The 25444-nt window shown below is 60.2% G+C and carries 28 protein-coding genes, 2 tRNA genes and 1 riboswitch; of the genes, 16 read left to right on the top strand and 14 right to left on the bottom strand.

Annotated features, from left to right (window positions below; all coding sequences use genetic code 11):
• Positions 1-101 precede the first annotated feature (101 nt).
• The gene (locus V6M90_RS03680; protein WP_042945895.1) at positions 102-1043 is read right to left on the bottom strand and encodes a hypothetical protein; all 942 of its coding nucleotides are present in this window, start codon (positions 1041-1043) and stop codon (positions 102-104) included.
• Positions 1044-1355: 312 nt separating this feature from the next.
• On the opposite strand from V6M90_RS03680, the gene V6M90_RS03675 reads away from it, so the two are divergent.
• The gene (locus tag V6M90_RS03675) at positions 1356-1958 is read left to right on the top strand and encodes a hypothetical protein (RefSeq protein ID WP_332846094.1); all 603 of its coding nucleotides are present in this window, start codon (positions 1356-1358) and stop codon (positions 1956-1958) included.
• A 105-nt stretch (positions 1959-2063) separates the two neighbouring features.
• Here V6M90_RS03675 and V6M90_RS03670 read toward each other — a convergent pair whose 3' ends face one another.
• Positions 2064-2702, bottom strand: coding sequence for a hypothetical protein (locus V6M90_RS03670; protein WP_003175135.1), 639 nt, complete (start codon positions 2700-2702; stop codon positions 2064-2066).
• 559 nt (positions 2703-3261) lie between these two features.
• On the opposite strand from V6M90_RS03670, the gene V6M90_RS03665 reads away from it, so the two are divergent.
• A complete protein-coding gene (locus V6M90_RS03665) occupies positions 3262-3618 on the top strand; it encodes a hypothetical protein (RefSeq protein WP_042945032.1) in 357 nt (118 codons plus the stop codon).
• 144 nt (positions 3619-3762) lie between these two features.
• Here the strand turns inward: V6M90_RS03665 and V6M90_RS03660 are convergent, their stop codons facing one another.
• Complete coding sequence (locus tag V6M90_RS03660; protein WP_332846093.1) at positions 3763-4152, bottom strand: hypothetical protein; 390 nt, start codon at positions 4150-4152, stop codon at positions 3763-3765.
• A 270-nt stretch (positions 4153-4422) separates the two neighbouring features.
• On the opposite strand from V6M90_RS03660, the gene V6M90_RS03655 reads away from it, so the two are divergent.
• Positions 4423-4656 (top strand): hypothetical protein, encoded by a 234-nt coding sequence (locus V6M90_RS03655; protein WP_003175134.1) that lies wholly within the window; start codon positions 4423-4425, stop codon positions 4654-4656.
• 3 nt (positions 4657-4659) lie between these two features.
• On the opposite strand, the gene V6M90_RS03650 is transcribed toward V6M90_RS03655, so the two are convergent.
• On the bottom strand, positions 4660-4890 hold the full coding sequence (locus V6M90_RS03650; RefSeq protein ID WP_332846092.1) for a DUF6124 family protein: 231 nt from the start codon (positions 4888-4890) through the stop codon (positions 4660-4662).
• 377 nt (positions 4891-5267) lie between these two features.
• Between V6M90_RS03650 and V6M90_RS03645 the strand changes: the two genes are divergently transcribed.
• Positions 5268-5840 carry a nucleotidyltransferase family protein gene (locus tag V6M90_RS03645; protein ID WP_332846091.1) on the top strand — a complete coding sequence of 191 codons (573 nt, stop codon included), beginning with the start codon at positions 5268-5270 and terminating at the stop codon, positions 5838-5840.
• Positions 5841-5859: 19 nt separating this feature from the next.
• Here V6M90_RS03645 and chrA read toward each other — a convergent pair whose 3' ends face one another.
• Complete coding sequence (gene chrA, locus V6M90_RS03640) at positions 5860-7071, bottom strand: chromate efflux transporter (protein WP_332846090.1); 1212 nt, start codon at positions 7069-7071, stop codon at positions 5860-5862.
• A 133-nt stretch (positions 7072-7204) separates the two neighbouring features.
• Between chrA and tspO the strand changes: the two genes are divergently transcribed.
• The 4 genes from tspO to V6M90_RS03620 all read left to right on the top strand — a co-directional run bounded on the left by tspO (position 7205) and on the right by V6M90_RS03620 (position 9560).
• A complete protein-coding gene (gene tspO / locus V6M90_RS03635; RefSeq protein ID WP_332846089.1) occupies positions 7205-7645 on the top strand; it encodes a tryptophan-rich sensory protein TspO in 441 nt (146 codons plus the stop codon).
• A complete protein-coding gene (locus tag V6M90_RS03630; RefSeq protein ID WP_003175129.1) occupies positions 7645-8607 on the top strand; it encodes an alpha/beta hydrolase in 963 nt (320 codons plus the stop codon). Before tspO ends, V6M90_RS03630 begins: the two co-directional genes overlap by 1 nt.
• Before the next feature lie 103 nt (positions 8608-8710).
• Positions 8711-9250 carry a hypothetical protein gene (locus V6M90_RS03625; protein ID WP_332846088.1) on the top strand — a complete coding sequence of 180 codons (540 nt, stop codon included), beginning with the start codon at positions 8711-8713 and terminating at the stop codon, positions 9248-9250.
• Positions 9251-9335: 85 nt separating this feature from the next.
• On the top strand, positions 9336-9560 hold the full coding sequence (locus tag V6M90_RS03620) for a hypothetical protein (protein WP_003175127.1): 225 nt from the start codon (positions 9336-9338) through the stop codon (positions 9558-9560).
• 166 nt (positions 9561-9726) lie between these two features.
• On the opposite strand, the gene V6M90_RS03615 is transcribed toward V6M90_RS03620, so the two are convergent.
• Together V6M90_RS03615 and V6M90_RS03610 are read right to left on the bottom strand one after the other, a co-directional pair.
• Positions 9727-10359: an SMI1/KNR4 family protein gene (locus tag V6M90_RS03615; protein ID WP_003175126.1), complete on the bottom strand. Its 633-nt coding sequence runs from the start codon at positions 10357-10359 to the stop codon at positions 9727-9729.
• Positions 10360-10809: a hypothetical protein gene (locus V6M90_RS03610; protein ID WP_232291261.1), complete on the bottom strand. Its 450-nt coding sequence runs from the start codon at positions 10807-10809 to the stop codon at positions 10360-10362.
• Positions 10810-11105: 296 nt separating this feature from the next.
• On the opposite strand from V6M90_RS03610, the gene V6M90_RS03605 reads away from it, so the two are divergent.
• Complete coding sequence (locus tag V6M90_RS03605; protein ID WP_232291260.1) at positions 11106-11426, top strand: GNAT family N-acetyltransferase; 321 nt, start codon at positions 11106-11108, stop codon at positions 11424-11426.
• 79 nt (positions 11427-11505) lie between these two features.
• Here the strand turns inward: V6M90_RS03605 and V6M90_RS03600 are convergent, their stop codons facing one another.
• From V6M90_RS03600 to V6M90_RS03585, 4 genes are all read right to left on the bottom strand, one after another.
• Positions 11506-12270, bottom strand: a complete 765-nt coding sequence (locus V6M90_RS03600; protein WP_141063208.1) for an ABC transporter ATP-binding protein — start codon at positions 12268-12270, stop codon at positions 11506-11508.
• Complete coding sequence (locus V6M90_RS03595) at positions 12267-13271, bottom strand: FecCD family ABC transporter permease (RefSeq protein WP_305427510.1); 1005 nt, start codon at positions 13269-13271, stop codon at positions 12267-12269. Before V6M90_RS03595 ends, V6M90_RS03600 begins: the two co-directional genes overlap by 4 nt.
• Positions 13268-14278 (bottom strand): ABC transporter substrate-binding protein, encoded by a 1011-nt coding sequence (locus V6M90_RS03590; RefSeq protein ID WP_332846087.1) that lies wholly within the window; start codon positions 14276-14278, stop codon positions 13268-13270. The genes V6M90_RS03595 and V6M90_RS03590 overlap by 4 nt, the downstream gene beginning before the upstream one ends.
• 114 nt (positions 14279-14392) lie before the next feature.
• A riboswitch (cobalamin riboswitch) is annotated at positions 14393-14586 on the bottom strand.
• Between the two features lie 37 nt (positions 14587-14623).
• A complete protein-coding gene (locus V6M90_RS03585) occupies positions 14624-15550 on the bottom strand; it encodes a DNA/RNA non-specific endonuclease (RefSeq protein WP_332846086.1) in 927 nt (308 codons plus the stop codon).
• Between the two features lie 132 nt (positions 15551-15682).
• Between V6M90_RS03585 and V6M90_RS03580 the strand changes: the two genes are divergently transcribed.
• Positions 15683-16744, top strand: coding sequence for a M4 family metallopeptidase (locus V6M90_RS03580; RefSeq protein WP_332846085.1), 1062 nt, complete (start codon positions 15683-15685; stop codon positions 16742-16744).
• A gap of 28 nt (positions 16745-16772) precedes the next feature.
• Entirely contained in the window at positions 16773-17078 is a 306-nt protein-coding gene (locus tag V6M90_RS03575) for a protealysin inhibitor emfourin (protein WP_003175118.1), read from the top strand.
• 42 nt (positions 17079-17120) lie between these two features.
• Here V6M90_RS03575 and V6M90_RS03570 read toward each other — a convergent pair whose 3' ends face one another.
• The gene (locus V6M90_RS03570; RefSeq protein ID WP_141063203.1) at positions 17121-18512 is read right to left on the bottom strand and encodes an aldehyde dehydrogenase family protein; all 1392 of its coding nucleotides are present in this window, start codon (positions 18510-18512) and stop codon (positions 17121-17123) included.
• A gap of 103 nt (positions 18513-18615) precedes the next feature.
• On the opposite strand from V6M90_RS03570, the gene ptrR reads away from it, so the two are divergent.
• Complete coding sequence (ptrR, locus tag V6M90_RS03565) at positions 18616-19494, top strand: putrescine utilization regulator PtrR (protein ID WP_003175115.1); 879 nt, start codon at positions 18616-18618, stop codon at positions 19492-19494.
• A gap of 38 nt (positions 19495-19532) precedes the next feature.
• Here the strand turns inward: ptrR and V6M90_RS03560 are convergent, their stop codons facing one another.
• Both V6M90_RS03560 and V6M90_RS03555 read right to left on the bottom strand, forming a co-directional pair.
• Positions 19533-19742 carry a hypothetical protein gene (locus V6M90_RS03560; RefSeq protein WP_003175114.1) on the bottom strand — a complete coding sequence of 70 codons (210 nt, stop codon included), beginning with the start codon at positions 19740-19742 and terminating at the stop codon, positions 19533-19535.
• A gap of 99 nt (positions 19743-19841) precedes the next feature.
• Positions 19842-21038, bottom strand: coding sequence for an amino acid aminotransferase (locus tag V6M90_RS03555; RefSeq protein ID WP_305427506.1), 1197 nt, complete (start codon positions 21036-21038; stop codon positions 19842-19844).
• Between the two features lie 343 nt (positions 21039-21381).
• Between V6M90_RS03555 and uvrB the strand changes: the two genes are divergently transcribed.
• From uvrB to V6M90_RS03535, 4 genes are all read left to right on the top strand, one after another.
• Positions 21382-23397 (top strand): excinuclease ABC subunit UvrB, encoded by a 2016-nt coding sequence (gene uvrB / locus V6M90_RS03550; RefSeq protein WP_003175112.1) that lies wholly within the window; start codon positions 21382-21384, stop codon positions 23395-23397.
• A 187-nt stretch (positions 23398-23584) separates the two neighbouring features.
• Positions 23585-25066 carry a glutamate--tRNA ligase gene (gltX, locus tag V6M90_RS03545; RefSeq protein WP_003175111.1) on the top strand — a complete coding sequence of 494 codons (1482 nt, stop codon included), beginning with the start codon at positions 23585-23587 and terminating at the stop codon, positions 25064-25066.
• 147 nt (positions 25067-25213) lie between these two features.
• Positions 25214-25289, top strand: a tRNA-Ala gene (locus tag V6M90_RS03540).
• A 79-nt stretch (positions 25290-25368) separates the two neighbouring features.
• Positions 25369-25444 (top strand) — tRNA-Glu (locus V6M90_RS03535).

Genomic DNA, 25444 nt, shown 5'->3' with positions numbered 1-25444 from the left:
ATGAGCATCGGTGGGCCATCTTTTTCATGCGGCCCACCTCATGCCGACGCTTGCGTCAGAACCCTTTGCTGACGCTGATGCCGCGCGTCGGCATCCTGCATTCAAGGATTGGCTTTCATCCGCCCCAGAACCGCCGTGCGCAGGCATTGCCAGGCGATAAACCCGATAATCAACACCTCGGCCACCCCCAAAAACACATTGAATGAAAACGCGACCGGTTGTTCGGCCCAGTAGAACGTCGTGTATCCCGATTTGCCGCTGATCCGCAACCTCCCGGTGAGCACCGCCGGCACCAGTGCGACGATCTGATTCAAATCCAGCACCGCCAGAAAAGCGCCCGCCAGCGTGAGCAGGGCGCGTGCGGGAATACCGAGTTGTTCGGTCGATTCAATCGTCGGCATGGGGCCTTGGGCTTTGCGCCGCCTGGCGATCTTCGCGGGTGTCGGAGTGGGCCGATAGGGTGCCGGCTGACCGACCGCGGAGCCAATGATGACCTCGGCTGGCACCGCCACGTTCAGGTAGTCGGCCAGCTCCCGCAGCCACGACTCGGTGCGTTTGCTGCCTGGCACCACCGGAACGTGATCGGTGGTCAAACGGTGCTCGCTGCCATCTCGCATCACCAGCCACAGCTGGGTATAGGCGGGCTCGGCCTGTTCGCGTCGACGCAGCTCCAAGGCGCGCGGGTTATCGAGGTTGAATACCGACTTCACCTGCTCGCGACGCCCGAAAAAGTTCTGCGTGCGGCGCTTGCCTTCCCCGTCGACGCGTGACAACAGCAACGACTCGCGCGAGCCCATGTACACCATCAGGGACAGGCCCAGGGCAGGCATCAGCAGCAGCGCCAAGACTAACAGCAGGGTCGACAGGGGATTCAGGTCGGCCAGTTGCGCTTGCCATTCGGTAAGCCAGAACCCAACGCAGGCTACCGGCAGGATCAAGGCGATTGCGCCGGTCAGCAGCATAAATGCGCTTTGCACAAGGTTGCGTGAGTGGATGTGCAGATCGCCGTTGGCGAGGTGTTCGAAGCGGTGGCCGATTAGCATGTCGAGATCCATAGGCGCCGGGCTCAATACCGCTTCAGGGGCCGGCAGGCTGGGGGCGAGGTTGATGCCGCGCAGAATACCGTATGCAGGGCCTGCTTTCTAAGCGCGCATACCCATCCAGATGACAGCCTCCGTCCATGCGGTCACCTTCGGTGCCAATACCCAGGGGTGGTTTCCGGGCTCGCCGACACCCTGTCATCGTCCCCAGTGAAACAAACAGATGCCCGCTGAACGTTGCTTAGAGTGAGCCAGCTGTGAAATTCATCTTCAGTTCTGTGGTCTGTACAACAATCCCGTAAAGGACTGGTTCCAATGTCTATTCGCCGTACCCTTTGTTTTCTGACGTTGCCGTTATTTGCCGGCTGTCAGTATTTTCCTCATTTCCATTACTTCAAAGCGCCTGAAAACGAGCCGAACCCCGCTTGGGTCAGAGTCGTCAACTTCACTCAGCATGCCGATATTTATCAATACGAGAACGGCGTGCGTTCGGGAGGCTCCGTCCGCACGGGGCCTCTTCCATTTACCCACACGCAAGACGTGGGCATGCCCAAGGCCGGGCAGAATTTGACTTCCGACTACTATGAAACACCCATAAGGCCGGGCATCGAGACGCAGGTGAGTATGTTCTGGAAGGGCTCGCGCACGCGCTCGTGCTACGTCACAACTCAATTCACGCCACAGGCCGGGCGCTACTATCAATTCAGGCTGACATCCGGTTCGGGGGGGACTTGTACGTTGTATCCGTCGCTGATCGAACGCGATAACGACGGGACCGGATGGCATCTGACGCCCAATCCTGAGGTTACGTACATAGGCGAGGGGCCTACAGCCAAAATGCATTACGACAATAGCCGCTTTGAAGACCCCAATTACCACCCACCTGCGGATCTCTATCCCGGCATCGACGTTAACTGAAGGGGGGATTTCGTAGAACGAATGGACTCGTCTGGCCGGAAATGACCAATGGAAGCCTGCGCCACTTGAGCTACAGCGGATCTTGCGGGATGACTATTCGCTCGACTAAGGCGAAGGTGCTGCGTTGACCGTATACCAGCCCGACGGTGTCTTTGCACACACTTGCGGTCTTAATGGTGTTTCGACTGTGGTAGCGGTCTGAGTGGATAGTTGTCGAACGGCAATCACGCAGCCTGCTTTCCACGTGCTGACTTTCACGATTTGAAGTTCCATTTCATAGTCTTTGCCAGGTTCGGGAATGAGCGTGACGGGGGCTGGAAAGCATGATATCTGCGAGCCCCCCATGGCGAACCCTGCAATAAAGGGTTTCCCGGCCGGGATGACATGCTCGTCAAACACCTTGGGTGACTGATTGATGGCTTTGCTCGCCTTACTGGCAGGCATGCCAATCACGGTGTTTTGGCTGTCTGTCGCCCGAAAAGGGTAGAGTCCGGCCGAGTCGACATGCGCCGTTTGCCATCCTGCTTCTTCAGGTGTTTTGGTGAGCAGGGATTCGTTGTAAAACGCCTCGCAGGTCTGGCCACTGATGAAGCCCGCATTGGTGGTGTCGCCCGTGATCAGGCGCACGCGAGCAGTGTTGGCCGGGTCATATTGGCTGATTTGTGCTTCGTTGCGAACATCGGTTTTAGTAGTGGCGCAGCCGATAAGGGTCAGGCTTACGGCCACCGGCAAGAGTAAACGCATGTGTAGCCTCCATATTCTGTGATGGTTGATGGCCTCAACCATACTAGGAGGGCACTGTACTCGGCCACTTGGCACGTGCTTTCAATTTTGACGAAGGCGCTATGTCGCTTGGCCGATAATATAAACGTTGGTGTAAGAGCGACCGCTTTTGGCCGATTTCTGCCTGTCGCGAGAGGCTGAAAACGGCCGATTCTGTTGAAAAAGTCGGCCTTGGTTTCCACTGCAGAAAAGTACGCGTCTGAGATTGAAATCCTTATTTTTGGTTAAGGCTTCCGGGCCCAGATTTCACGTAGCAATGTGCAAAAGTTGCATTTTTCCCGGTCAATATCCGGGCAGTTTGAGCGGAGCGACTTTTTCAACACAATCGGCCAAAAGCAGTCATTCATCCAGGCACCGTTTTCGGCCAAAAGCTGACGTCACCCAAGCCGCTTCCGCTAACGTCGGACGGTAAGCCTAGGTGGCCGCGCTAACAAATGGATATATGATCTGCCTACTAAATGAGAGCCGATTCAGGCCTATGCTTCTTCAACAACCACCTGTATGAAAAGAGCACGGCACGATGATAAATGATTCAGATTTGGCCGAAATGATTCCTTCCGCGCTAACAGGAGTAACTGTCGGGATCGGTTCGCAGATCCTGCTTTTTGGCGATATGGCTAGCGTGTTAATTCAGTGCCCATTCGCTTGTGATATCAATAGGGTATGCAAGTGGGGGCATGGTGAAGATGCTGCCACAAGCCCTTTACTTTTCGACTTTCTAAACCACGATGTAGAAGCTTTTTCAATTGATAGTTTTGGGGTTTTCACCATCACCTTCAGTACGCAAATGATCTTGAAAATCCATCCTGAGAAAAATGGATTGGAGTCTTATGTCGTGAGTACGCGGCGCGATATATTTCCCATCTTGGTGTGGTAGCCAGGAACGCGATGGCTATACGACGCGAGCCCCGGCCTCCGCTCTGACTCTGGTTGCTGAAACCTGTGGGTCGAAAGACGTCTTTCGGTAAAGACATCGGAACGTCGTACCCCGAAAACAAACCGGCTAGAAAAGGCTAAAGGTTCACTTTCCATCGGCTTGAGAGCCCAATCGCCCACCACCATAGTAATTCAAGAACTCCCACATAACCGGTGTAACAACCTCCTGCGAAGCAATCTTCCAGAACTTTCTCTCCCCCAAAACCGGTTCCAACCGCTTGATAAGTTCCTGCGCCGTATTGTGTTGGCCCGTACGCAGCCAGTGCCTGAACATATCCTCGTTTTCTTGCCTAGGTAGCTGCGCAGCCTGGACCAGTTTGAGTGTGTATCGGTAGTTCAGTGGCCACAGTTGCTTTAGAAAATCGAGTCTCTCAGCGATGGGAAGCCTCACTAACCAGTGCCTCACATCCTTATCCACCTGAGCAACGCCAGATCGAGACGCCACCTGTTCAGGTGTGAAATGAATGTCGTCCATGGTGTGCGAGGCCGAACTGTCTAAGGGAGATGTCATTCTGTCCCAAGCACAGGAATAACGGTCGTTTTTATTTTGTCGCTCGCACGACTCTCAATTCGCAGCCCATCCAAAAAAACGGGGTCAGACCACAGTTAAAGTAATTGTGGTCTGACCCCGTATTTCAATGCCCGTTTTTGGCCGAAAGCAACCCCTCTCCTCACAAACCGGTCTACTATGCCTCCCCCGGCAGTGGTTCCAAGCGCTACCGACTCAACTGTTAAAGGTATCGCAATGTCCATCGATCAAATATCCCTGCCCAAAGGCGTAGGCCCTCACGCCACCAAGCTCCTCGACGCCATCACCGGCGCCGCCACCCATGAAGAACTCAACCGCGCTGGCGGCAAGGCCGAGGGGTTTGTGCTCGGCCTTGAATCCACCAAGGCCATCAAAAGCCAGATAGCCGAGTCGTTGTATGTGGCCTATGACGACGCGGCGAGCAATCGGGCGAGTGAGTTGAAGGGCTGATGATCAGCCGGGGCAGGGCGCTTTGCGGTCCAGAAGTCTGGCGGTGAGAAGTACGCCCAGTTCGCTCAGTTGGTGAATGGCCAGGGCGATGTCGCGGTGTTTGCCGTTGAGGTCTTCGCACAGGTCGAGCAGCAGGGTGCTGACGCTGGTGAAGGTTTCGTAGCTGTTGGTGATGAGGGTTTCGTGGCTGGCGTTGGGTGCGACGCTGAAGAGGGTGGTTGAAGCGTTAACCATTGTTAAGTTCCTTGCTTGAGGCCACTGCCCAGTCGCTACTAAACAAGAGGGCGGTAGCTGTACGCAGGTTAGTAGACCGGTGGAACCTAACAAAACCGGCGCGCCCGAGGGCGCCCTGCGCACAGCCACCATCAAGCACAGACGGGAACGTCTGATGAGATGAAGCTTGTGCACTTGTTAGGTTAAACCGTGGGCTACTAAACCCGATCTCCGAGATGTCGGCGACCGAGCCACCTTAGAGACGGCTACCCAGGTGCACAAGTCGGCGGATTCTGACGCACGCGTAGGCAATGGAGCAAGTTGGAGTCGCTCGATTTTCGCTTGTGAGATCTTGTACAGTCAGCCCCTGGACAAGGACTGCTTACCAAGGACGCACCATGACATTGACCGTCGACACCTTCCTCGAACTGGCCATGGCCAACCCCATCAACGTTGAAATCACTGCGCGTCTACCCGACCTCGGTGTGGAGCAGTGCATGCTCACGGCGGGCTGTCTGTTCCAGGCGGTTTGGAATCATCAGATGAATCTGCCGGCCGATCAGGGGGTAAAGGACTACGATGTTTTTTACTTCGATACCGACCTGTCCTACGAGGCGGAAGATGTAGTGATTCGCAGGGCTGAAGGCTTGTTCAAGGACCTGGGCGTGAATGTGGAGGTCAAGAACCAGGCGCGGGTGCACCTTTGGTATGGACAGCGGTTTGGCCGGCCTTACCCGCAATTGCAATCGGCCCGGCAGGGGGTGGATCGTTATCTGGTGGCGGGGACGTGTATCGCGTTGGATATCGCTTCCGGTGAGGTGTATGCGCCGTATGGGTTGGCGGATGTGGAGCAGGGGGTGTTGCGGATGAATCCGTTGCATCCGGAGCCGGTGTTGTTTGCTGAAAAGGCCAGGAGTTATCAGGCGCGGTGGCCTTGGCTCAGGATCGTGGATCCGTCGGTCGAGCAATGAGGCCATTACTTCACGTTGATTATCCGGCAGTGAGGTTAAGTAACCCTCCCAGCCCGGCACTGGCCGCCACCACCAGCCACGGCGGCAACTTCCAGACCATCAACGCCACCAGTGTGAGCGCGGCCAAACCGAGGTCGTAGACGCTGAAGATCGCGCTGGTCCACACCGGGTGATACAGCGCGGCCAGCAGCAGGCCCACCACGCCGGCGTTCACGCCCGCCAAGGCCGCTTGGGTGCGCGGGCTGCGGCGCAGGGTTTCCCAAAAAGGCAGGGCGCCGAACACCAGCAGGAACGACGGGGCGAAGATAGCCAGCAGGCAGATCAGGCCGCCCAGCCAGCCGTTCGGGGCCGGCTGCATGGCCGCGCCGAGGAAGGCGGCGAAGGTGAACAGTGGGCCGGGCACGGCTTGGGCAGCGCCGTAGCCGGCGAGGAACAGGTCGTTGCTGAGCCACTGCGGCGGCACCACTTCGGCCTGCAGCAACGGCAGCACCACGTGGCCGCCGCCGAACACCAGTGCGCCGGCGCGGTAGAAGGCGTCTACCAGCGCCAGGCCTTGGTTGGGCAGCGTTTGCGCCAGCAGCGGCAAGGCCATCAGCAACAGCACAAACAGCAGTAACCACAGGGCCCCGGTGCGACGGCGGAGGGGCATGGGCAGTGCTTCGTGTTCGGCGTTTGGCGTGGGGGTTAAAAGCAGCAGGCCGATCACGCCGGCGACGACGATCACGCCCACTTGGCCCCAGGCCGTAGGCGCCAGCAGGGCCACGCACGCAGCGATCAGCATCAGGGTGATCCGGGTCGCGCCCTGGCACAGGTTGCGCGCCATGCCCCACACGGCTTGGGCGACCACGGCCACCGCGACGACTTTAAGACCGTGCAGCACGCCGAGCGGCAGGGCGTTGCTGTGGTGCGCAATGCCCAGGGCGAACAGCACCAGCAGCAGCGCGGACGGCAAGGTGAACCCGGCCCAGGCGGCCACGGCACCGCCGTAACCCGCCCGCGACAGGCCCAGCGCGATGCCGACCTGGCTGCTGGCCGGGCCGGGTAAAAACTGACACAGCGCGACCAGGTCGGCATAGCTGCGCTCGCTGAGCCAGCGCCGCCGCGTTACGAACTCGGCGCGAAAGTAGCCAAGGTGCGCGATGGGCCCGCCGAACGAGGTGAGGCCCAGGCGCAGGAAGATCAGGAATACCGACCAGGGGGTGTTGGATTGATCGGCGCGGGTATTGGTCACGGCTGGGGTCTCTGGTGGTGCTCAAAAAGGGTAGAAGAGTGCCATTTTTGCCGCCGTCATTGAATTTATTTGCGGTAGTTCGAGTCACTCAAGCATAGCGTTACTTTCTACCCCTCCACCTCAAGGATCGACCATGACCTTCTTCATCTTCCTGCTCGCCTGCGCCGCCGCCGCCAGCACCGGCATTATCTTCAAGCCCGGTGCCTGGTACGAATCGCTGGTCAAGCCCAGCTTCACCCCGCCCAATTGGCTGTTTCCGGTCGCGTGGACGATCATTTACCTGCTGCTGGCCTGGGCCGGTTATCGCCTGAGCCTCATACCGGGCAGCGAAATGGTTCTGGCGCTGTGGGCCGCGCAAATTGCGTTGAACACGCTGTGGACGCCGGTGTTCTTCGGTGCGCATCGCTTGTTCGCCGGGATGGTGATCATTGTGCTGCTGTGGCTCACCGTCGCGGCGATGGTGGTGTTGGCGGTGCGCCTGGATCTGATTACCGGCTTGATCCTGTTCCCGTACCTGGCGTGGCTGTGTGTGGCGGCGGCGTTGAATTTCTCGATCCTGCGCAATAACCGCTGATGGCTCTCCAACCGTGGCCGGCGAGCGAGGCCGAGCTGGCCCAGATGCGCCGCTTCAATCAAAAGCTTGCGTGGATGCCGCGCTTTAAAATCCGCAATCGCGTGACCCCGCGTTTGATCCAGGCGTTGCTGCGGGTCAGTCAAAAGGTCAAGAAAGCGCCTGCGGTTGAAACCCACCGAGTAGCGGGTGTGCCCGTGCGTATCCTGCGGCCGGAGGGGAAAATCAAAGGCGTGGTGCTGGATATCCACGGCGGCGGCTGGGTGATCGGCAATGCGCAGATGGATGACGACTTCAACCTGGGCATGATGCAGGCGTGCGGCGTGGCAGTGGTGTCGGTGGACTATCGGCTGGCAGTGGACACGCCGGTTGAGGGGCTGATGGAGGACTGCCTGAATGCAGCACGCTGGCTGCTCAGCAGTGATGAATTTGCCGATTTGCCGGTGTTCGTCGTTGGTGAGTCTGCCGGTGGGCATCTGGCGGCGGCAACCTTGCTGGCGCTCAAGCAATGGCCTGAGTTGCTCAAGCGCGTGAGCGGTGCGGTGCTGTACTACGGCGTATACGACTTGACCGGCACACCGAGCGTGCGTACGGCGGGGCCGCAGACGTTGTTGCTGGACGGGCCGGGAATGGTCGACGCGCTACACATGCTGACGCCGGGCTTGAAGGATGAAGAACGTCGGCAGCCGCCGTTGTCACCGTTGCATGGCGACCTATCCGGCTTGCCGCCGGCGTTGATGTTTGTCGGCGAACTGGACCCGTTGCTGGACGACACACTGCAGATGGCCGAACGCTGGGGCGCGGCCGCGCAGGTTGAGGCGCACTTGTTGCCGGAATCGGCCCATGGGTTTATTCATTTTCCGGTGGCGATGGCGGATGGCGTACTTGCTTACAGTCGGCGGTGGATATCGGCCAGGATCCAGACTGTTCATCCCGCACTCGTCGAACGACTCCTTCCAGCGTAGAGTCCTGAAAAGTGAAGATATAGTCGACGATATCTTTCAGAATTTCCTACAGCCCGCGTAACCTCTGACACCCTGATTTTCAGATTCCTGCAAGGACGCACACATGACCATTTCCCATGCAGTTGCAGGGCTATCGGCATTTTTGCTGGTGGCAGGTGTTCAAGCCGCCGAATACGATTTCTCGTTTGATGTGCCCTACGGGCAGTACGAGAGGCAATTCAAGATGAGGACCCCAGGTGACGGCTCGTTGAGCTGCACGGTGTTCATCAAAAAAGAGTACCGGGGCGAGAAGTGGGTGCCGGCTGTGATTCTGGCGGCTGCCGAAGACGATGCCGAAGACGACACGCTGTTTCTATCCAGTTCTACCGAGCCAAACGGCGGGCCGCGCACGTTTAAACTTCGCACGTTCAACCAGGCGAAGCCGGTTATCGACAAGGCGCTGTGGGAGGCCCCGGATGAGAAGGGCGTGTATAAGATGGCCGTGTCGTGGTATGCCAATGGCGCCATCGGTTATCAATACGGCATCTATGCGAGTTGGCAAGAAAAGCAGTTCGTCGAAAAACCAGGCTTTTCCACTCGCCATGTCAGCATTCATGCGTCGGGCGTGAAGGGCACTGCTTTTTGCTACGTGCATACCAAATGACACTGAACGAGTGGGTTGGGAACTTAAAAGCTGATCGATAAGTCAGGTTAATTAGTTGCTCCTCCCCCATCATCAGGACTGCACCATGCGCGAATACACCCTGAACTACCTGTTCAATGCCGAGCCCCGCACCCACGTGTTCGAACTCAAACAGCCGGAGTTGCCCATGCACGAGGCGGCGATACACCTGTTGCAGCTGCATTTTGGTGATGCGGAGAATGGCTTGATTCTGCCTGCTACGGATGCGACGCCAGAGCAGATTCTGGAACAGGCGCAGGTAATGGGTATTACGCAGATTGAGGTTGTATGAGCCAAAGATCCAGTACATCCACGAAGCATCGCCAATCAATGTGGGAGCTGGCATGCTCCCATCTTTGGATTGTGTGAAACCTTCCACCCACTCATCAGGTCTCCAATAGTGCCGTTGCCGAGTGAGTTTAAACGCCGACCTTTGCGTCTTGGCGGTCACTACTTCGTTAACGCATCCAATCCCGAAGCGCCGCTAACTCACGAGGCTTTGGGTTGCGAAGCTTTGCGATCAGCTGTCGCGCTTCATCCTGTGAAATGAAAGCCTCAACAGTCTTTTCTGGACTTTTCGACCCGGCCCGATAATTCATGGGTGTATGCGGCTTGGCAAACAAGGCCTGAAGAAGTTCGTAGTCCTGTGGACGCAATGCGGCCTGGATCAACGCTACCTCGGCGCTCAAAGCTGCACCGAAATCTGCCCGTAAAGGAAGGTTGGATAGATTGCTGGCCACGCGCACATATTCGCTGGCGACGAAAGTGGAAATATCGTCATAAGCCAGTGAGGTTAGTTGGCCAAAGTGCAGGATCTGCGCGACGCCGCAAGCCCGATCCTCCAGTCGAACCCAGCAGTAATGCTCGCCACCGCCGCTGCTGGCAAAAGGCATGAATACCCGGTGTGGTTGGTCATCCGGGTTAAGCCATTCATCAATCTCCCGTTGGGCTTGCTCGGCGTCTATCCAGAAAAAATCCTCCAGGCTCTCTAGTGTCTCAGGGTGACTCTCGCTTATTTTCAAAAGGGTCGCCAAGCGCTCTGGGAGCTCGATGCCGATGTCGCCTGCCAAGCTTTGGAACGATAGATGCATTTAGCTTGCGTCCTTAACCCATTCAAACCATCGGTCCTTCGCTTCTTCTTCGCAAGCAAACAGCTGTATCTGCGGCGACCAAAACTCGCCTTCGATCACCACACACTCCAGGGTCGAGTCTTGAAACGTGAACACATAGTGGGTGGCATCCTTCAAGAACAACGCGCGATCATGTCGCGGGTGCTTGGCATTTTGCTGCTCCAGTTCCGTAATCCAAGTTGAACGGTCGATGCGATTGACTTGATAAGGCCTGAGCCCCAACGCCGCCAGCGGATGGCTGCCCAGTGCCTCGTCGTTAGGTGAACCGAATTTGAATATTTTGACCAGTGGGAAACGAATCACCGCAAACGCTTGGTTGTCCGTGTGGTAGCGCAAACACAGCTGTGTTTCTGTGGCGAAAATAACGGCTTCGGGGGATGTAGTTGGCTGTGGCCAAGTAGTGAGCAACACAACTCTCGGAGATGGCATGGAGGGACCTGACTCAAAATGCGGTAGCGCAGGTATATCACGGCAAGTGAGTCAACTGAATCTATCCCCTTTTTCCAGCCGGCTTAGTAGCCTCTCGTCTCACAGGTTCATCCATCCTTCCAAGGAATGCATGTGAAGGTTCTTCAAGGAGTACCAGGGCTGTCGGCCCTATATCTAAGACCGGCCACGGTTGCCGATCTTCCATCGATCTATCGGGGCGAGCAGGCGTACATTCGGTGTGTTGGGAGCCTGACCACGAAACGGCGTGGCGGCTTCAATTGGAGCGCCACCTCGCACGCGGGGTCGATAACTTTGACCGGTTGACGGTGGCGGAGCTGGACGGGCAGTTCGCAGGTTATTCGTTGTGGTTGCCCGAAGCTGGGTTCGCCGAGCTGTGCACGATCAACGTCAGCGAAATTTGCCGGCGCAAGGGCATTGGCCGTGTGCTGCTGGATGTCTATGCGGTGATGGCTGGGCAGCGTGGTTTTGCGGATTTGAGCTTGAGCGTGCGTGCGGATAACCCGGCCCGATTGATGTATGAAACGGCTGGTTTTGTGTGCGTGGGAACAGCTGCCAACGGCTACTTGCGGTACGAGTGAGTGAGCCGAGGATGAATACCGGGCCGTTACCGCCACGCGTTTTTTATCGCGTAGCAGAGGGCTCTCGACCTGTGGCCGCTCAGTTAGAACGTAACCGCAATATCCGCGCCCCATCAAACGGGTCCGTCAGGTAATGCCCCCGCACCCCGAACGTCTCCTGCAACCGCTGCGATGTGAGCACGTCCATCGGTTTGCCCAGCGCCACCAACCGCCCGCGATCCAGCACCGCCAACCGATCGCAGGTCAGGGCCTGGTTGAGGTCGTGCAGCGCAATCAAAGTGGTCACCGGCAGCGCTTGCACGCCTTTCAGAATCGCCAGTTGATGCTGGATATCCAGATGGTTGGTCGGCTCATCCAACAACAGAATCTGCGGCCGTTGCGCCAGGGCGCGGGCGATGTGCACGCGTTGGCGTTCGCCGCCGGAGAGGCTGCGCCAGGCGCGTTGGCTCAGGTGGGTGGCATCCACGTCGTGCAGGGCCTGGCGCACGATGGCATCGTCTTCGCCAGACCACGGGCTCAACGCCGACAGCCACGGTGTGCGGCCCAGCGCCACGGCGTCGAACACGCGGATGGCGTCGTCGGTGTCGGCCTGCTGCTCCACCACCGCCAACTGTTGCGCGATGGTGCGGCGCGAGAGGTCGCCCAGGCGTTGGCTGCCGAGTCGCACCTCGCCGCTGGCGGGCACACGCAAACCGGCGAGCAATTTGAGCAGGGTGGATTTGCCCGAGCCGTTCGGCCCGACAATCCCCAAGGTTTCTCCCTGTTGAACCTGCAGGTGGATATCGCGCAGTAACTCGGCGTCGCGCACCTTGAAGCCCAGGCCCGTGCAACTGAGCACGGTCATCGCGCATTTCTCCGGCCAATCAGGATCAATGCAAACACCGGCGCGCCGACCAAGGCCGTGACTACACCGACGGGAATCACCTGGCCCTTGATCAAGGTGCGCGACAGCACATCAGCGGCGATCAAGAACAACGCGCCGCCCAACGCACTGGCCGGCAGCAGGCGCGAGTGCCCGGTGCCGAGCAACAGGCGCATGGCGTGGGGGATCACCAGGCCGACAAAGCCGATGGAGCCGACAATCGACACCATCACCGCCGTGACCAGCGCGGCGCAGCCCACCAGCACACACTGCACGCGGCGCACCGGGATGCCGAGGGACGCCGCGGAGTCGCTGCCGAAGGTGAACGCATCCAGCGCGCGACGGTGCCACAGGCACACGGCCAATCCCGCGACCGCCACCGGCACCGCCAGCCACACCGACGGCCAGCGCACGCCGCTGAGGTTGCCGAGCAGCCAGAACAGGATGCCGCGCGCCTGTTCCGAGCTGGCGGATTTGGTGATCAGGAACGCGGTGAGCGCATTGAACAGCTGCGAGCCGGCAATGCCCGCGAGGATGATCTGCCCGGTGCCGCTCAGGGAACCGCTGGCCCGTGTCAGCAAAATCACCAGCGCAAACGCCGCCATGGCCCCGACAAACGCGCCGGCCGACAGCGAAATCAAGCCGCCGCCCACGCCCATCAACGCCACCAGCACCGCGCCGGTCGAGGCGCCCGCGCTGATGCCCAGCAGGTACGGATCGGCCAACGGGTTGCGCAGCAATGACTGCAAAATCACCCCGCAGGTGGCCAGCCCGGCACCGCAGGCGGCGGCGACCAGGGCGCGGGTCAGGCGGTAATTCCACACCACGCCTTCGTCGATGGGGTCCAGCACGTAGCCGGCGTTCCACAGTTTGTTGGCCAGCACCTGCAACACCACCTGCGGTTCGATGGCGGTTTCGCCGATGGCCACGCCGGCAAGGACGGCGGCCAGCAGCAGCGCGAGGGCAAGTAAGGTACGGATCATTTGGACAGGTCGTAGCCGTCGATGGCCCCGGCCAGTTGTTCAAGGCCATCAAAGGTGCGCAGGCTGGCCTGCAGCGCCAGGGCGTCGAGGATGATGATGCGGTTGTTTTTTACCGCGTCCATGTTGCGCGTGACCGGGTCGCTGTGCAGGAAGGCGAGTTTCTTTTCATGGTCGTCGGCGGGGTAGCGGCGGCGGTCCATGCGGGCGATCACCAGGAAGGTCGGGTTGGCCTTGGCGAGGGTTTCCCAGCCGACGGCGGGCCACTCTTCATCCGATTGCACCACGTTGTGCAAACCAAGGGTGTCGAGCATGAATTCGGGAACGCCCTTGTGGCCGGCCACGTACGGGTCGCTGGCCATCTCCGCGCTGGAGAACCACACCAGTGCGCTGGCCTGTTTCAAGCCCTTGCCTTGCGCTGTGGCGACGGACTTGGCCAGGCGCGCCTTGAGTGCATCGTTCAGTTGTTCGCCGCGATCCTGGACGTCGAAGATCTGCGCCAATTGGTGGATGCTTTTGTAGATTGTCTCAATGTGGAACTGCTCCAGCCGCGTGCCGTCGGCGCCCACCAGGTTGTCCTTGCCTTCGCAGTCGGAGGGCAGCACGTAGGTGGGAATCTTCAGTTCATGGAATTGCTCGCGAGTGCCGACCACGCCTTGCGGGCCGACCACCCATTCCAGCTCGGCGGCCACCAGTTGCGGGCGCTTGGCGATCACCGCTTCAAAGCTTGGCTCGTTGTTAGCCAGGCGTTCGATGCCGTCGTTTTGCGCCTTGAACTGCGGCAGCACGCTGTTGAACCACAGCGAGGTGCCGACCACGGTGTTGCCCACGCCCAGGGCGTAAAGCATTTCGGTGGCGGCCTGGCCGATGGTCACGCTGCGTGTCGGGGCTTGCTGGAAGGTGACGCTGCTGCCGCAGTTTTCGACGGTCAGCGGGTAATGAGCGGGGGCCGCGTGGGCCAGGGCACAGAAGCCCAGCCCGGTGAGCAGGGCGGTAACGTGTGGCAGCATGGGGCGATCTCCGTGTGAACCGTACGTGAAGCAGGGGAGGTACGGCTCGGAAATACGCCCTCGAACGCTGCCGCTCGGGCAGGCGAGGATGTCCTTCCCGGACACCCCGCCGGTAGTGGTGTTGCTGGGCCGGCAGGTCTCCTGACTGATGCGTCGTCGCCTCGCTCCAGCCTTCCCGGACGGTGTCCAGTGGCGTTGAGGAGCAGGCTCGGCACCTACAGTTGCGGGGGCAGTTTCGATTGGCGCCGCGGGCGGCGCTTCGAATTCCCTATTAGTCCCGTGGGGGAACCGGCGGCGGTATGGTAGTTGATTCGGCGCGGGAGCGGGAGGTCGAAGTGACCCCGGTCACACGCGAATATCTTCAGGCCCCCGGATCAGCGCTTCGATGCGCGTCCCGGTAGCGCGCTCTTCATTGCTGAACCCGTCGTAATCGGCCAGGTTGCCAAAGCGAATGCCGGTCAAGCCTTCGATCTGGATCACGCTGCGCTGGTAGGTTCTGAGTTGCCCGAAGACCAGGTCGAGCTGACCCAGTTCACGGCTTTGGTCGATCATGTAGGCGCTGGCTGAAGGCTTGCCATCGTCGCTCAGGTACGCGACGACTTTCCAGAATGCCTTGGGAATTTTGACGCCACGGTACAGGCGGTCGTCGTCGGCGAAGACCGGGCCGGTGAACACCGTGGCACGGGCTTTCCAGCGCTGGGTGTTCTCGAGGATATAGTCTTCGAGTTCGAGCCAGGTCTTCTGGTTGAAGCCGCTCATCTGCGGTGAGCAGTTAGTGAAATGGAAGGTGTCGAGGTTGGCGGTGGTTGCCTCATCGCCCCAATTGGGGTCCTGGCGCCGTACCAGATGGCCGCGGTCCAGGCCGTTGCCGGCGTAGAGGTCCTCGCCCACCTGGGCGTCGAGCGGCAGGCGACCGTCGTAGGCCCAGCTGTCGTTGCTGCGCACGATGTCCACATGCCGTGCGCCGTCGATGTTGACCCCCACATAGTGGGCCAGTCGTCGGGAGCGTGACATCGTGATGGAAAAGTGCGTGTAGTCCAGCCGTGGTTGCACGTCAGCCGCCAACGTTTCGTTGACCGTAGGCCATGGCACCACGAAGCTGCCGAGGAAGTCTTCAGCGTAACCGCTGCGGTTGTTCAGGTCCTTGGCCGGCGTGGTGCGCGGCGTCGGGGCCCTGGCCTCCAGGAGTGTGGGAAAGGGCGCGATCAACGGGCGCAGATCGGCGAGCCTGGGGCGGTGGGACAGGTCGACATTGACTTTACGTGCGGGCATGGGCTGCTCCTTGCGGGCCTGAGATAAACATACTGCAACATAGGTTCATGACAATTTAGGCCAGGCACTGACAGCCGGACTATCCTGAAACGGTTATCCGGAGTTCACCACACGCCAGAATGGAGCCAGCTTATGTGTGTTCACCACCACCGCAATCCGATTTTTTGCCTGATTCCTCCGTACATGCTCGATCAGATCGCCCGTCACGGTGATAAAGCCCAGCGTGAAATTGCGTTACGCACACGGGCCAAGGACAGCACATTCCGCTCGTTGCGCATGCTCGCCGTGCCTGCCCGAGGCCCGGCCCACGTGGCTCTGGCCATTGGTGTGGGCAAACGCCGCTCGATCTACAGCGCCGACGGCACCGACACCCTGCCCGGCAAACTGATCCGTGGCGAGGGGCAGCCCGCCAGTGGTGATGCGGCGGTCGACGAGGCCTATGACGGCCTGGGCGCGACCTTCGACTTTTTCGACGAGGTATTCGACCGCAATTCCATCGACGATGCCGGCATGGCGCTGGACGCCACCGTGCATTTTGGCAAGGACTACAACAATGCCTTCTGGAACTCGACCCAGATGGTGTTTGGCGATGGCGACGGGCAGTTGTTCAACCGCTTCACCGTGGCCCTCGACGTGATTGGTCATGAGTTGGCCCATGGCGTGACCGAGGATGAGGCCAAGCTGATGTATTTCAACCAGTCCGGCGCGTTGAACGAGTCGCTGTCGGATGTTTTCGGTTCACTGATCAAGCAGTACGCGTTGCGGCAGAAGGCCGAAGATGCCGACTGGTTGATCGGCAAAGGGCTGTTTACCAAGAAAATCAAAGGCACCGCGCTGCGTTCGATGCAGGCCCCCGGTACGGCGTTCGATGACAAGCTGCTGGGCAAGGACCCTCAACCCGGACACATGGATGATTTTGTGCAGACCTACGACGACAATGGCGGCGTGCATATCAATTCCGGTATTCCCAACCATGCGTTCTATCAGGTGGCCACCCGGCTGGGTGGGTTCGCCTGGGAGCGCGCCGGTCGCATCTGGTACGACGCCTTGCGTGATGCGCGGCTGCGGCCGAACTCGGGCTTTTTACGTTTTGCCCGTATCACTTACGATGTCGCCGGTCGGCTGTACGGCATCAACAAGGAAGAGCAGAAGGCGGTCAAGGACGGTTGGAAAGCGGTGGGCATCAATGTCTGACAAGCCGCCAGGGCGGCGAGGAACAGTCATGCGAATTTCAATCAAGGAAAACGGCGGCCCGGCGTTTTTTCCGGGCCTGGCCAAGCCTCACAGCGTCGAACTGGACGCGCTGCCCGAGCCGGAGAGGCAAGAGCTGCGGCAACTGGTCGAGGCGTCTGACTTCTTTCAGTTGCCGCAAAGTACCGCTCCAGAGCCGGGTAAACCCGGCCAGGTGCATTACACCCTGACGGTGACCGAGGGTGAGCGCGAGCACACGGTGTGTGTGCTGGCGCCGGTGAAATCCCAGGCGCTGGATGGGTTGGTGCAGTGTGTACGCCGGCATGTTCGCTGTTGAGGCATCGTTTAACGTCAAAACAGCGCAGCTCCCCAGGACCTGTTATTTGCGATCCAGCCACACGGTCTGCGCGTTGCAGAACTCGCGCACGCCGAAGTGCGACAGTTCACGGCCGAACCCGCTCTTTTTCACACCGCCAAACGCCACCCGAGGGTCGGACACGCTGAAGGCGTTGACGAAGATCCCGCCGGTGTCCAGCTGGTTGGCGATGTCCCGCGCCTTCGCCGCATCGGTGGTGAAAATGCTGGCGGTGAGGCCGAACTCGCTGTCGTTGGCCAGGGCCACGGCGTGGTCGGCATCGCGGGCGGTAATGATCGAGGCCACCGGGCCGAACAGTTCCTGTTTGAACGAGGTCATCTGGTCGGTGACGTTTGCCAGTACGGTCGGCTCGTAATAGTTGCCGGCACCGGCGACTTTATTGCCGCCGAGCAGCAAGGTCGCGCCTTCTTCCAAGGTCGCCTGGACCTGGCCATGCAGCTCATCACGCAGATCGAAACGCGCCATCGGGCCGACGTAGGTGTCGGTCGAAGTCGGGTCGCCCATCACCAGTTTGCGGCTGGCCTCGACGAATTTAGCCGTGAAGGCTTCCACCACACCGGCTTCGATAATCAGGCGCTTGGCGGCGGCGCAGACCTGGCCGCTGTTCTGGAAACGCCCGATCACGGCGGCCTGCGCGGCGGCATCAAGGTCGGCGTCGTTAAGCACGATAAACGGGTCGGAGCCGCCCAATTCCAGCACGCATTTTTTCAGCGCTGCACCGGCCTGGGAGCCGATGGCGATACCGGCACGCACGCTGCCGGTGAGGGTGACGGCGGCGATGCGTGGGTCGGCGATGGCGCTGGAGACGCCGTCGGTGGTCACGTTGATCACTTCGAACAGGCCCTCGGCAAAACCGGCTTTCTGGAAGGCTTGCTGGATCAGGTAGGCGCTGCCCATCACGTTCGGTGCGTGTTTGAGTACATAGGTATTGCCCGCGAGCATGGTTGGTACCGCGCCACGCAGTACCTGCCATACCGGGAAGTTCCACGGCATCACGGCGAGGATCGGGCCCAATGGGCGGTATTCGATGTGGGCGGTGCCGTTGTCCACCAGGGTCGGCTCCGGCTCAAGCATGGCCGGGCCTTGGGCGGCGTACCATTCACTCAGTTGCGCGCATTTCTCGATTTCGGCACGGGCCTGGGCGATGGGTTTGCCCATTTCCAGGGTGATCATCTGTGCCATGGCTTCGGCTTGCTCGCGCAATGCACTGGCCAGGGCCAGCAGCCGTTCGGCGCGCTGGCTCACCGGTTGGCGGCGCCAGGTGCGAAAGGCTGCGGTGGCGCGGTTGAGGGCGGCGTCCAGCTGCGAGGCGGTTTCGTAAGGGTAGCTGCCGACGGTTTCGCCATTGGCGGGGTTGATCGACAGGGCGTGGGTCGGGTGGGAAATCATGTTCATGGCACCGTCCGGCTGAATGAGTGGAATGAGTTCAGCCTACGGAGCTTTATGTTTTCTGGAAACTGAATAATATTGAGCAATACATTCACGATTGGAGAATAACTTGGACCTGGTGCAATTGGAAATCTTCAAGGCCGTTGCCGAGCAAGGCAGCATCAGTGCCGCCGCGCAGTTGATTCATCGCGTGCCGTCGAACCTGACCACGCGCATCAAGCAACTGGAGCAGGACCTGGGCGTGGAATTGTTCATTCGCGAAAAGAGCCGTCTGCGCCTGTCGCCGGCTGGCTGGAATTTCCTCGGCTATGCGCGGCGCATTCTCGACCTGGTGCAAGAGGCCCGCGCCACGGTAGCGGGGGAGGAGCCCCAGGGGGCGTTCGCCCTGGGTTCGCTGGAAAGCACGGCGGCGGTGCGTATTCCGGCGTTGCTGGCGGCGTACAACCAGAAGCACACCAAGGTCGAACTGGACCTGAGTACCGGGCCGTCGGGCACGATGATCGAAGGTGTGCTGTCGGGGCGCCTGACGGCGGCGTTTGTCGATGGTCCGGTGCTGCACTCGACCCTGGAAGGCGTGGCCGTGTTCGAAGAAGAGATGGTGGTGATAGCGCCGCTGCATCACGCGCCGATCACGCGCGGGCAGGACGTGAATGGCGAGAACATCTATACGTTCCGCTCGAACTGTTCCTACCGGCACCACTTCGAGCGCTGGTTTTCACAGGATGGTGCCGTACCGGGCAAGATCTTCGAGATCGAGTCGTACCACGGCATGTTGGCGTGCGTCAGCGCCGGCGCCGGGCTGGCGCTGATGCCGCGCAGCATGCTGGAAAGCATGCCGGGGTGTGCGGCGGTGAGTGTGTGGCCGCTGGCCGATACATTCCGCTTCTTGAATACCTGGCTGATCTGGCGGCGAGGCACGGTGTCGCAGAGCTTGAACAGCTTTGTAAACCTGCTGGAGGAACGCAATCTGAAAGCGTCGGTGTCTTAATGTGGCAGAGGGCTTGCCCCTACCGCATTGACCCGGTTTCAGCCGCCGAACTGGAAGGTGCCCATGGCCAGTTTGGCCATGATTGCCGTTGCGCCCAACTGCACCAGCCATAACGCCAAGCCCCCCAGGAACACCCCCAGCGCCACTTGCAGCACCAGGCTTTTCTGGCGTTTGGCGTGCGGCGCGCGTGGGGTGTAGTCGTGCAGTTCGTCGCGGTCGGCACGCAGGTCCAGGTCATCGTTTCTCATAAGGCTCTCACAGCAAAGGGGCGATCAGGGTTCAGTCTAGGGGCTGGAGACGAAAAAGGGGAAGCCATCGGCTTCCCCTCCTGTGCCGCGCCAGCAGGTTTACAGCACCTGGACGATGGCCTTTGTGACCGCAGCAATGTTTGCCTGGTTCAGCGCCGCAACGCAGATACGCCCGGTATCCAGCGCATAGATGCCAAACTCGCTGCGCAGGCGGCCGACTTGCTCAACGGTGAGGCCGGAGTAGGAGAACATCCCACGCTGACGGCCGACGAAGCTGAAATCGTGGCCCGGGGCAGCCTTGGCCAGTTCGGCCACCATCTGCTCGCGCATGCCACGGATGCGCAGGCGCATCTCCGCCAGTTCGGCTTCCCACTGGGCGCGCAGCTCAGGGTTGTTCAACACGGCCGCCACAATCGCCGCGCCGTGGGTCGGTGGGTTGGAGTAGTTGGTGCGGATCACACGCTTGACCTGGGACAGGATGCGCGCGCTTTCTTCCTTGGAGTCGCCGACGATCGACAGCGCGCCCACACGTTCGCCATACAGAGAGAACGATTTGGAGAACGAGCTGGAGACGAAGAACGTCAGGCCCGATTCCGCGAACAGGCGCACCGCGGCGGCGTCTTCGTGGATGCCGTCGCCAAAGCCCTGGTAGGCCATGTCGAGGAAGGGGATGAGGTTCTTGGCCTTGACCACGTCCAACACGTTTTGCCAGTCGGCCGGGCTCAGGTCGACGCCGGTCGGGTTGTGGCAGCAGGCGTGCAGTACCACGATGGACTGCGGCGGCAGGGCATTGAGGTCTTCGAGCAGGCCGGCACGGTTCACGTCGTGGGTGGCGGCGTCGTAGTAGCGATAGTTCTGCACCGGGAAACCGGCGGTTTCGAACAGCGCGCGGTGGTTTTCCCAGCTTGGGTCGCTGATGGCGACGACCGCGTCGGGCAGCAGTTGCTTGAGGAAATCCGCGCCCAGTTTCAGCGCGCCGGTGCCACCGACGGCTTGCACGGTGACCACGCGGCCGGCTTGCAGCAGTGGCGACGCGTCACCGAACAGCAGGGTTTGCACGGCCTTGTCGTACGCGGCGATGCCGTCGATCGGCAGGTAGCCACGGGCGGCATGTTGCGCCACGCGAATGGCTTCCGCTTCGGCAACGGCACGCAAGAGTGGAATCTTCCCCTCCTCGTCGCAGTAAACGCCGACCCCAAGGTTGACCTTGGTGGTTCGTGTATCGGCGTTGAATGCTTCGTTGAGGCCCAGGATAGGATCGCGTGGTGCCATTTCGACAGCGGAGAACAGGCTCATTTTTGCGGCAGCTCTATGGGGGAAGGGAGGGACGTGTCGCGCTCCAGCCGAATGCACTAGAGCGGTGCACAAACGGGGAGCTAGTATAGAGGCCATCACGGCTGAGGGCGACCACCGAAACGGCTTTTCGGCCAAGTTTTTCGGTTTATTTGCCGACCGTTAGTCTTATTGCAACAACGCTGCTGCACGGCTGGGAGGGCGATTGCCTTGAAACCCGTCACATTCGCCACCACTTCTACAGCTATCATGGTTTTTTCCTGCAGCCTGCGACGACTATTCGCGGGTTGCTGAGCTATTTCGTCCCTGGCGGTTTCGAGTCTGGGGTGACTTCACGAGGTACGTTATGTCGGATTTCCAGCTCGTCACCCGCTTTGAACCCGCCGGCGATCAACCGGAAGCCATTCGCCAGATGGTCGAAGGCATCGAAGCCGGCCTGGCGCACCAGACGCTGCTCGGGGTGACCGGTTCAGGCAAGACCTTCAGCATCGCCAACGTGATCGCGCAGATCAACCGCCCGACGCTGGTGCTGGCGCCGAACAAAACCCTCGCCGCGCAGTTGTACGGTGAGTTCAAGGCGTTCTTCCCGAACAACGCGGTGGAGTACTTCGTTTCCTACTACGACTACTACCAGCCCGAAGCCTATGTGCCGTCGTCCGATACCTTTATCGAGAAAGATGCGTCGATCAACGACCATATCGAGCAGATGCGTCTGTCGGCGACCAAGGCGCTGCTGGAGCGCAAGGACGCGATCATTGTCACCACCGTGTCATGCATCTACGGCCTGGGCAGCCCGGAAACCTATTTGAAGATGGTGCTGCACGTCGACCGCGGCGACAAACTCGACCAGCGTGAATTGCTGCGCCGCCTGACGAGCTTGCAGTACACCCGCAACGACATGGATTTTGCCCGCGCCACTTTCCGCGTGCGCGGCGATGTGATCGACATCTACCCGGCCGAATCCGACCTGGAAGCCATCCGCATCGAACTGTTCGACGATGAAGTCGAGAGCCTCTCGGCCTTCGACCCGTTGACCGGCGAGGTAATCCGCAAGCTGCCGCGCTTCACCTTCTATCCGAAAAGCCACTATGTGACCCCGCGTGAAACCCTGATGGGCGCCATCGAGGGCATCAAGGTGGAATTGGCCGAGCGCCTGGACTACCTGCGCGCCAACAACAAACTGGTAGAGGCCCAGCGCCTGGAGCAACGCACCCGGTTCGACCTGGAGATGATCCTGGAGCTGGGCTACTGCAATGGCATCGAAAACTACTCGCGCTACCTCTCGGGCCGTGAATCCGGCGCGCCGCCGCCGACGCTCTATGACTACCTGCCGGACGATGCGCTGCTGGTGATCGACGAATCCCACGTCAGCGTGCCGCAAGTGGGCGCGATGTATAAGGGCGACCGTTCGCGCAAGGAAACCCTGGTGGAATACGGTTTCCGTCTGCCATCGGCGCTGGATAACCGGCCGATGCGCTTCGACGAATGGGAGGCCATCAGCCCGCAGACGATCTTTGTCTCGGCCACGCCGGGCAACTACGAGGCCGAACATGCAGGCCGCGTGATCGAGCAACTGGTGCGTCCGACCGGCCTGGTCGACCCTGAGATCGAGATCCGTCCGGCGCTGACCCAGGTCGACGACCTGCTCTCGGAAATCAACAAGCGCGTGGCCCTGGAAGAGCGCGTACTGGTCACCACGCTGACCAAGCGCATGTCCGAAGACTTGACCGATTACCTGGCCGACCACGGCGTGCGGGTGCGCTACCTGCACTCGGACATCGATACGGTGGAGCGTGTGGAGATCATCCGCGACCTGCGCCTGGGCACTTTTGACGTGCTGGTGGGGATCAACCTGCTGCGCGAAGGCCTGGACATGCCGGAGGTGTCGCTGGTGGCGATCCTGGATGCCGACAAGGAAGGCTTCCTGCGCTCCGAGCGCTCGTTGATCCAGACCATCGGCCGTGCGGCGCGTAACCTCAATGGCCGCGCGATTCTCTATGCGGACCGCATCACCGGCTCCATGGAGCGGGCGATCGGCGAGACCCAGCGGCGGCGCGACAAGCAGATCGCATTCAACCTGGAAAACGGCATCATCCCCAAGGGCGTGTTCAAGGACGTCGCCGACATCATGGAAGGCGCCACCGTGCCTGGTTCGCGCAGCAAGAAGCGCAAGGGCATGGCCAAGGCCGCCGAAGAGAGCGCCAAGTACGAGAACGAACTGCGCTCGCCGAGTGAGATCACCAAGCGCATTCGCCAGTTGGAAGAGAAGATGTACCAATTGGCGCGGGATCTGGAGTTTGAGGCGGCGGCGCAGACGCGTGATGAGATCGGCAAGTTGCGCGAGCGTTTGTTGGCTGTTTGATTTGCAGTGGCTTCACCGGCCTTATCGGGGCCAAGCCTCCTCCCACACTCTTATGCGTGAAACCGGTCAAATGTGGGAAGGGGATTTGCCCCCGATGGCCGCACCTCGGTTTTCCAGAAAACCCCCAGGCTGTTAACATTCGCCCCTTGTTTCAATTTTCAGCTTTATCGCCCATTCGAGACCCGCCATGACCACCGTCCGCACGCGCATCGCGCCATCGCCCACTGGGGATCCCCACGTCGGCACTGCCTACATCGCCTTGTTCAACTACTGCTTTGCCAAGCAGCATGGCGGTGAATTCATCCTGCGGATCGAAGACACCGATCAACTGCGCTCCACCCGTGAGTCGGAACAGCAGATTTTCGACGCCCTGCGCTGGTTGGGCATCACCTGGGCCGAAGGCCCGGATGTCGGCGGCCCGCACGGTCCGTATCGTCAGAGCGAGCGCAGCGACATCTACAAGCAGTACACCCAGCAACTGGTCGACATGGGCCATGCGTTCCCGTGCTTCTGCACCGCCGAAGAACTCGATCAGATGCGCGCCGAGCAACAGGCCCGTGGCGAGACCCCGCGCTACGACGGCCGCGCGCTGCTGCTGTCCAAGGAAGAAGTGGCGCGCCGCCTGGCCGCCGGCGAGCCCCATGTGATCCGCATGAAGGTGCCGAGCGAAGGCGTGTGCGTGGTGCCCGACATGCTGCGCGGCGACGTCGAAATCCCGTGGGACCGCATGGACATGCAGGTGCTGATGAAGACCGACGGCCTGCCGACGTACTTCCTGGCCAACGTGGTCGACGACCACCTGATGGGCATCACCCACGTACTGCGCGGTGAAGAGTGGCTGCCGTCGGCGCCCAAGCTGATCCTGCTCTACGAATACTTCGGCTGGGAGCAGCCGCAGTTGTGCTACATGCCGCTGCTGCGTAACCCGGACAAGAGCAAGCTGTCCAAGCGCAAGAACCCGACCTCGGTGACCTTTTACGAGCGCATGGGCTTTATGCCTGAGGCCATGCTCAACTACCTCGGCCGCATGGGCTGGTCGATGCCGGACGAGCGCGAGAAGTTCTCGCTGCAGGAAATGGTGGACAATTTCGACCTGTCCCGTGTTTCGCTGGGCGGGCCGATCTTTGATATCGAAAAGCTGTCGTGGCTCAACGGCCAGTGGCTGCGTGATCTGCCGGTGGAAGAATTCGCCAGCCGCGTGCAGCAGTGGGCGTTGAACCCCGACTACATGATGAAGATCGCGCCGCTGGTGCAGGGCAGGGTGGAAACGTTCAGCCAGGTCGCACCGTTGGCCAGTTTCTTCTTTGCGGGCGGCGTTAACCCTGATCCGAAGCTGTTCGAGTCCAAGAAGCTCTCGGGCGACCAGGTGCGCCAACTGATGCAGTTGATCCTGTGGAAGCTCGAAAGCCTGCGCCAGTGGGAGAAGGACGCCATCACCGCGACCATCCAGGCAGTGGTGGAATCCCTGGAGTTGAAGCTGCGCGATGCCATGCCGTTGATGTTTGCCGCGATCACCGGGCAGGCCAGTTCGGTGTCGGTGCTTGATGCGATGGAAATCCTCGGTCCGGACCTCACGCGTTTCCGTCTGCGCCAAGCCCTTGATTTGCTTGGTGGTGTGTCCAAGAAAGAAAACAAAGAGTGGGAAAAGCTGCTGGGCGCTATCGCTTAAGCAGGGCGCTGCAGCGACGAAACCCCGGTTTTCCGGGGTTTCGTCGGTAAGTGATTGTTATCCCGGCAAAAAATTTTGGAAATTGTTGAAAATAAATTTGACACACTTCCAAACGGCCATTAAGATTCGCCCCGTCCTCACCGATGAGGGGCTATAGCTCAGCTGGGAGAGCGCTTGCATGGCATGCAAGAGGTCAACGGTTCGATCCCGTTTAGCTCCACCAATTTACAGGTTCAAGGTCTGGCCACACCGTCCTTGAATCGATCAGGTCTCAGCTCTGATCACGTTGTACAGAAGGTTTTGTCCCCTTCGTCTAGTGGCCTAGGACACCGCCCTTTCACGGCGGTAACAGGGGTTCGAGTCCCCTAGGGGACGCCA

This window comes from Pseudomonas lactucae (genome assembly GCF_036688725.1).
GTDB classification, from domain to species: Bacteria; Pseudomonadota; Gammaproteobacteria; order Pseudomonadales; family Pseudomonadaceae; genus Aquipseudomonas; species Aquipseudomonas lactucae.
This window is presented reverse-complemented; position numbering and strand designations above follow the sequence as displayed.

Excerpts from the sequence above, each read along its gene's own strand:
- V6M90_RS03680 (WP_042945895.1), bottom strand. The coding sequence starts at position 1,043 with ATGCTAATCGGCCACCGCTTCGAACACCTCGCCAACGGCGATCTGCAC.
- V6M90_RS03675 (WP_332846094.1), top strand. The coding sequence starts at position 1,356 with ATGTCTATTCGCCGTACCCTTTGTTTTCTGACGTTGCCGTTATTTGCC.
- V6M90_RS03670 (WP_003175135.1), bottom strand. The coding sequence starts at position 2,702 with ATGCGTTTACTCTTGCCGGTGGCCGTAAGCCTGACCCTTATCGGCTGC.
- V6M90_RS03665 (WP_042945032.1), top strand. The coding sequence starts at position 3,262 with ATGATAAATGATTCAGATTTGGCCGAAATGATTCCTTCCGCGCTAACA.
- V6M90_RS03660 (WP_332846093.1), bottom strand. The coding sequence starts at position 4,152 with ATGGACGACATTCATTTCACACCTGAACAGGTGGCGTCTCGATCTGGC.
- V6M90_RS03655 (WP_003175134.1), top strand. The coding sequence starts at position 4,423 with ATGTCCATCGATCAAATATCCCTGCCCAAAGGCGTAGGCCCTCACGCC.
- V6M90_RS03650 (WP_332846092.1), bottom strand. The coding sequence starts at position 4,890 with ATGGTTAACGCTTCAACCACCCTCTTCAGCGTCGCACCCAACGCCAGC.
- V6M90_RS03645 (WP_332846091.1), top strand. The coding sequence starts at position 5,268 with ATGACATTGACCGTCGACACCTTCCTCGAACTGGCCATGGCCAACCCC.
- tspO (WP_332846089.1), top strand. The coding sequence starts at position 7,205 with ATGACCTTCTTCATCTTCCTGCTCGCCTGCGCCGCCGCCGCCAGCACC.
- V6M90_RS03630 (WP_003175129.1), top strand. The coding sequence starts at position 7,645 with ATGGCTCTCCAACCGTGGCCGGCGAGCGAGGCCGAGCTGGCCCAGATG.
- V6M90_RS03625 (WP_332846088.1), top strand. The coding sequence starts at position 8,711 with ATGACCATTTCCCATGCAGTTGCAGGGCTATCGGCATTTTTGCTGGTG.
- V6M90_RS03620 (WP_003175127.1), top strand. The coding sequence starts at position 9,336 with ATGCGCGAATACACCCTGAACTACCTGTTCAATGCCGAGCCCCGCACC.
- V6M90_RS03615 (WP_003175126.1), bottom strand. The coding sequence starts at position 10,359 with ATGCATCTATCGTTCCAAAGCTTGGCAGGCGACATCGGCATCGAGCTC.
- V6M90_RS03600 (WP_141063208.1), bottom strand. The coding sequence starts at position 12,270 with ATGACCGTGCTCAGTTGCACGGGCCTGGGCTTCAAGGTGCGCGACGCC.
- V6M90_RS03595 (WP_305427510.1), bottom strand. The coding sequence starts at position 13,271 with ATGATCCGTACCTTACTTGCCCTCGCGCTGCTGCTGGCCGCCGTCCTT.
- V6M90_RS03590 (WP_332846087.1), bottom strand. The coding sequence starts at position 14,278 with ATGCTGCCACACGTTACCGCCCTGCTCACCGGGCTGGGCTTCTGTGCC.
- V6M90_RS03585 (WP_332846086.1), bottom strand. The coding sequence starts at position 15,550 with ATGCCCGCACGTAAAGTCAATGTCGACCTGTCCCACCGCCCCAGGCTC.
- V6M90_RS03580 (WP_332846085.1), top strand. The coding sequence starts at position 15,683 with ATGTGTGTTCACCACCACCGCAATCCGATTTTTTGCCTGATTCCTCCG.
- V6M90_RS03575 (WP_003175118.1), top strand. The coding sequence starts at position 16,773 with ATGCGAATTTCAATCAAGGAAAACGGCGGCCCGGCGTTTTTTCCGGGC.
- V6M90_RS03570 (WP_141063203.1), bottom strand. The coding sequence starts at position 18,512 with ATGAACATGATTTCCCACCCGACCCACGCCCTGTCGATCAACCCCGCC.
- V6M90_RS03560 (WP_003175114.1), bottom strand. The coding sequence starts at position 19,742 with ATGAGAAACGATGACCTGGACCTGCGTGCCGACCGCGACGAACTGCAC.
- V6M90_RS03555 (WP_305427506.1), bottom strand. The coding sequence starts at position 21,038 with ATGAGCCTGTTCTCCGCTGTCGAAATGGCACCACGCGATCCTATCCTG.
- uvrB (WP_003175112.1), top strand. The coding sequence starts at position 21,382 with ATGTCGGATTTCCAGCTCGTCACCCGCTTTGAACCCGCCGGCGATCAA.
- gltX (WP_003175111.1), top strand. The coding sequence starts at position 23,585 with ATGACCACCGTCCGCACGCGCATCGCGCCATCGCCCACTGGGGATCCC.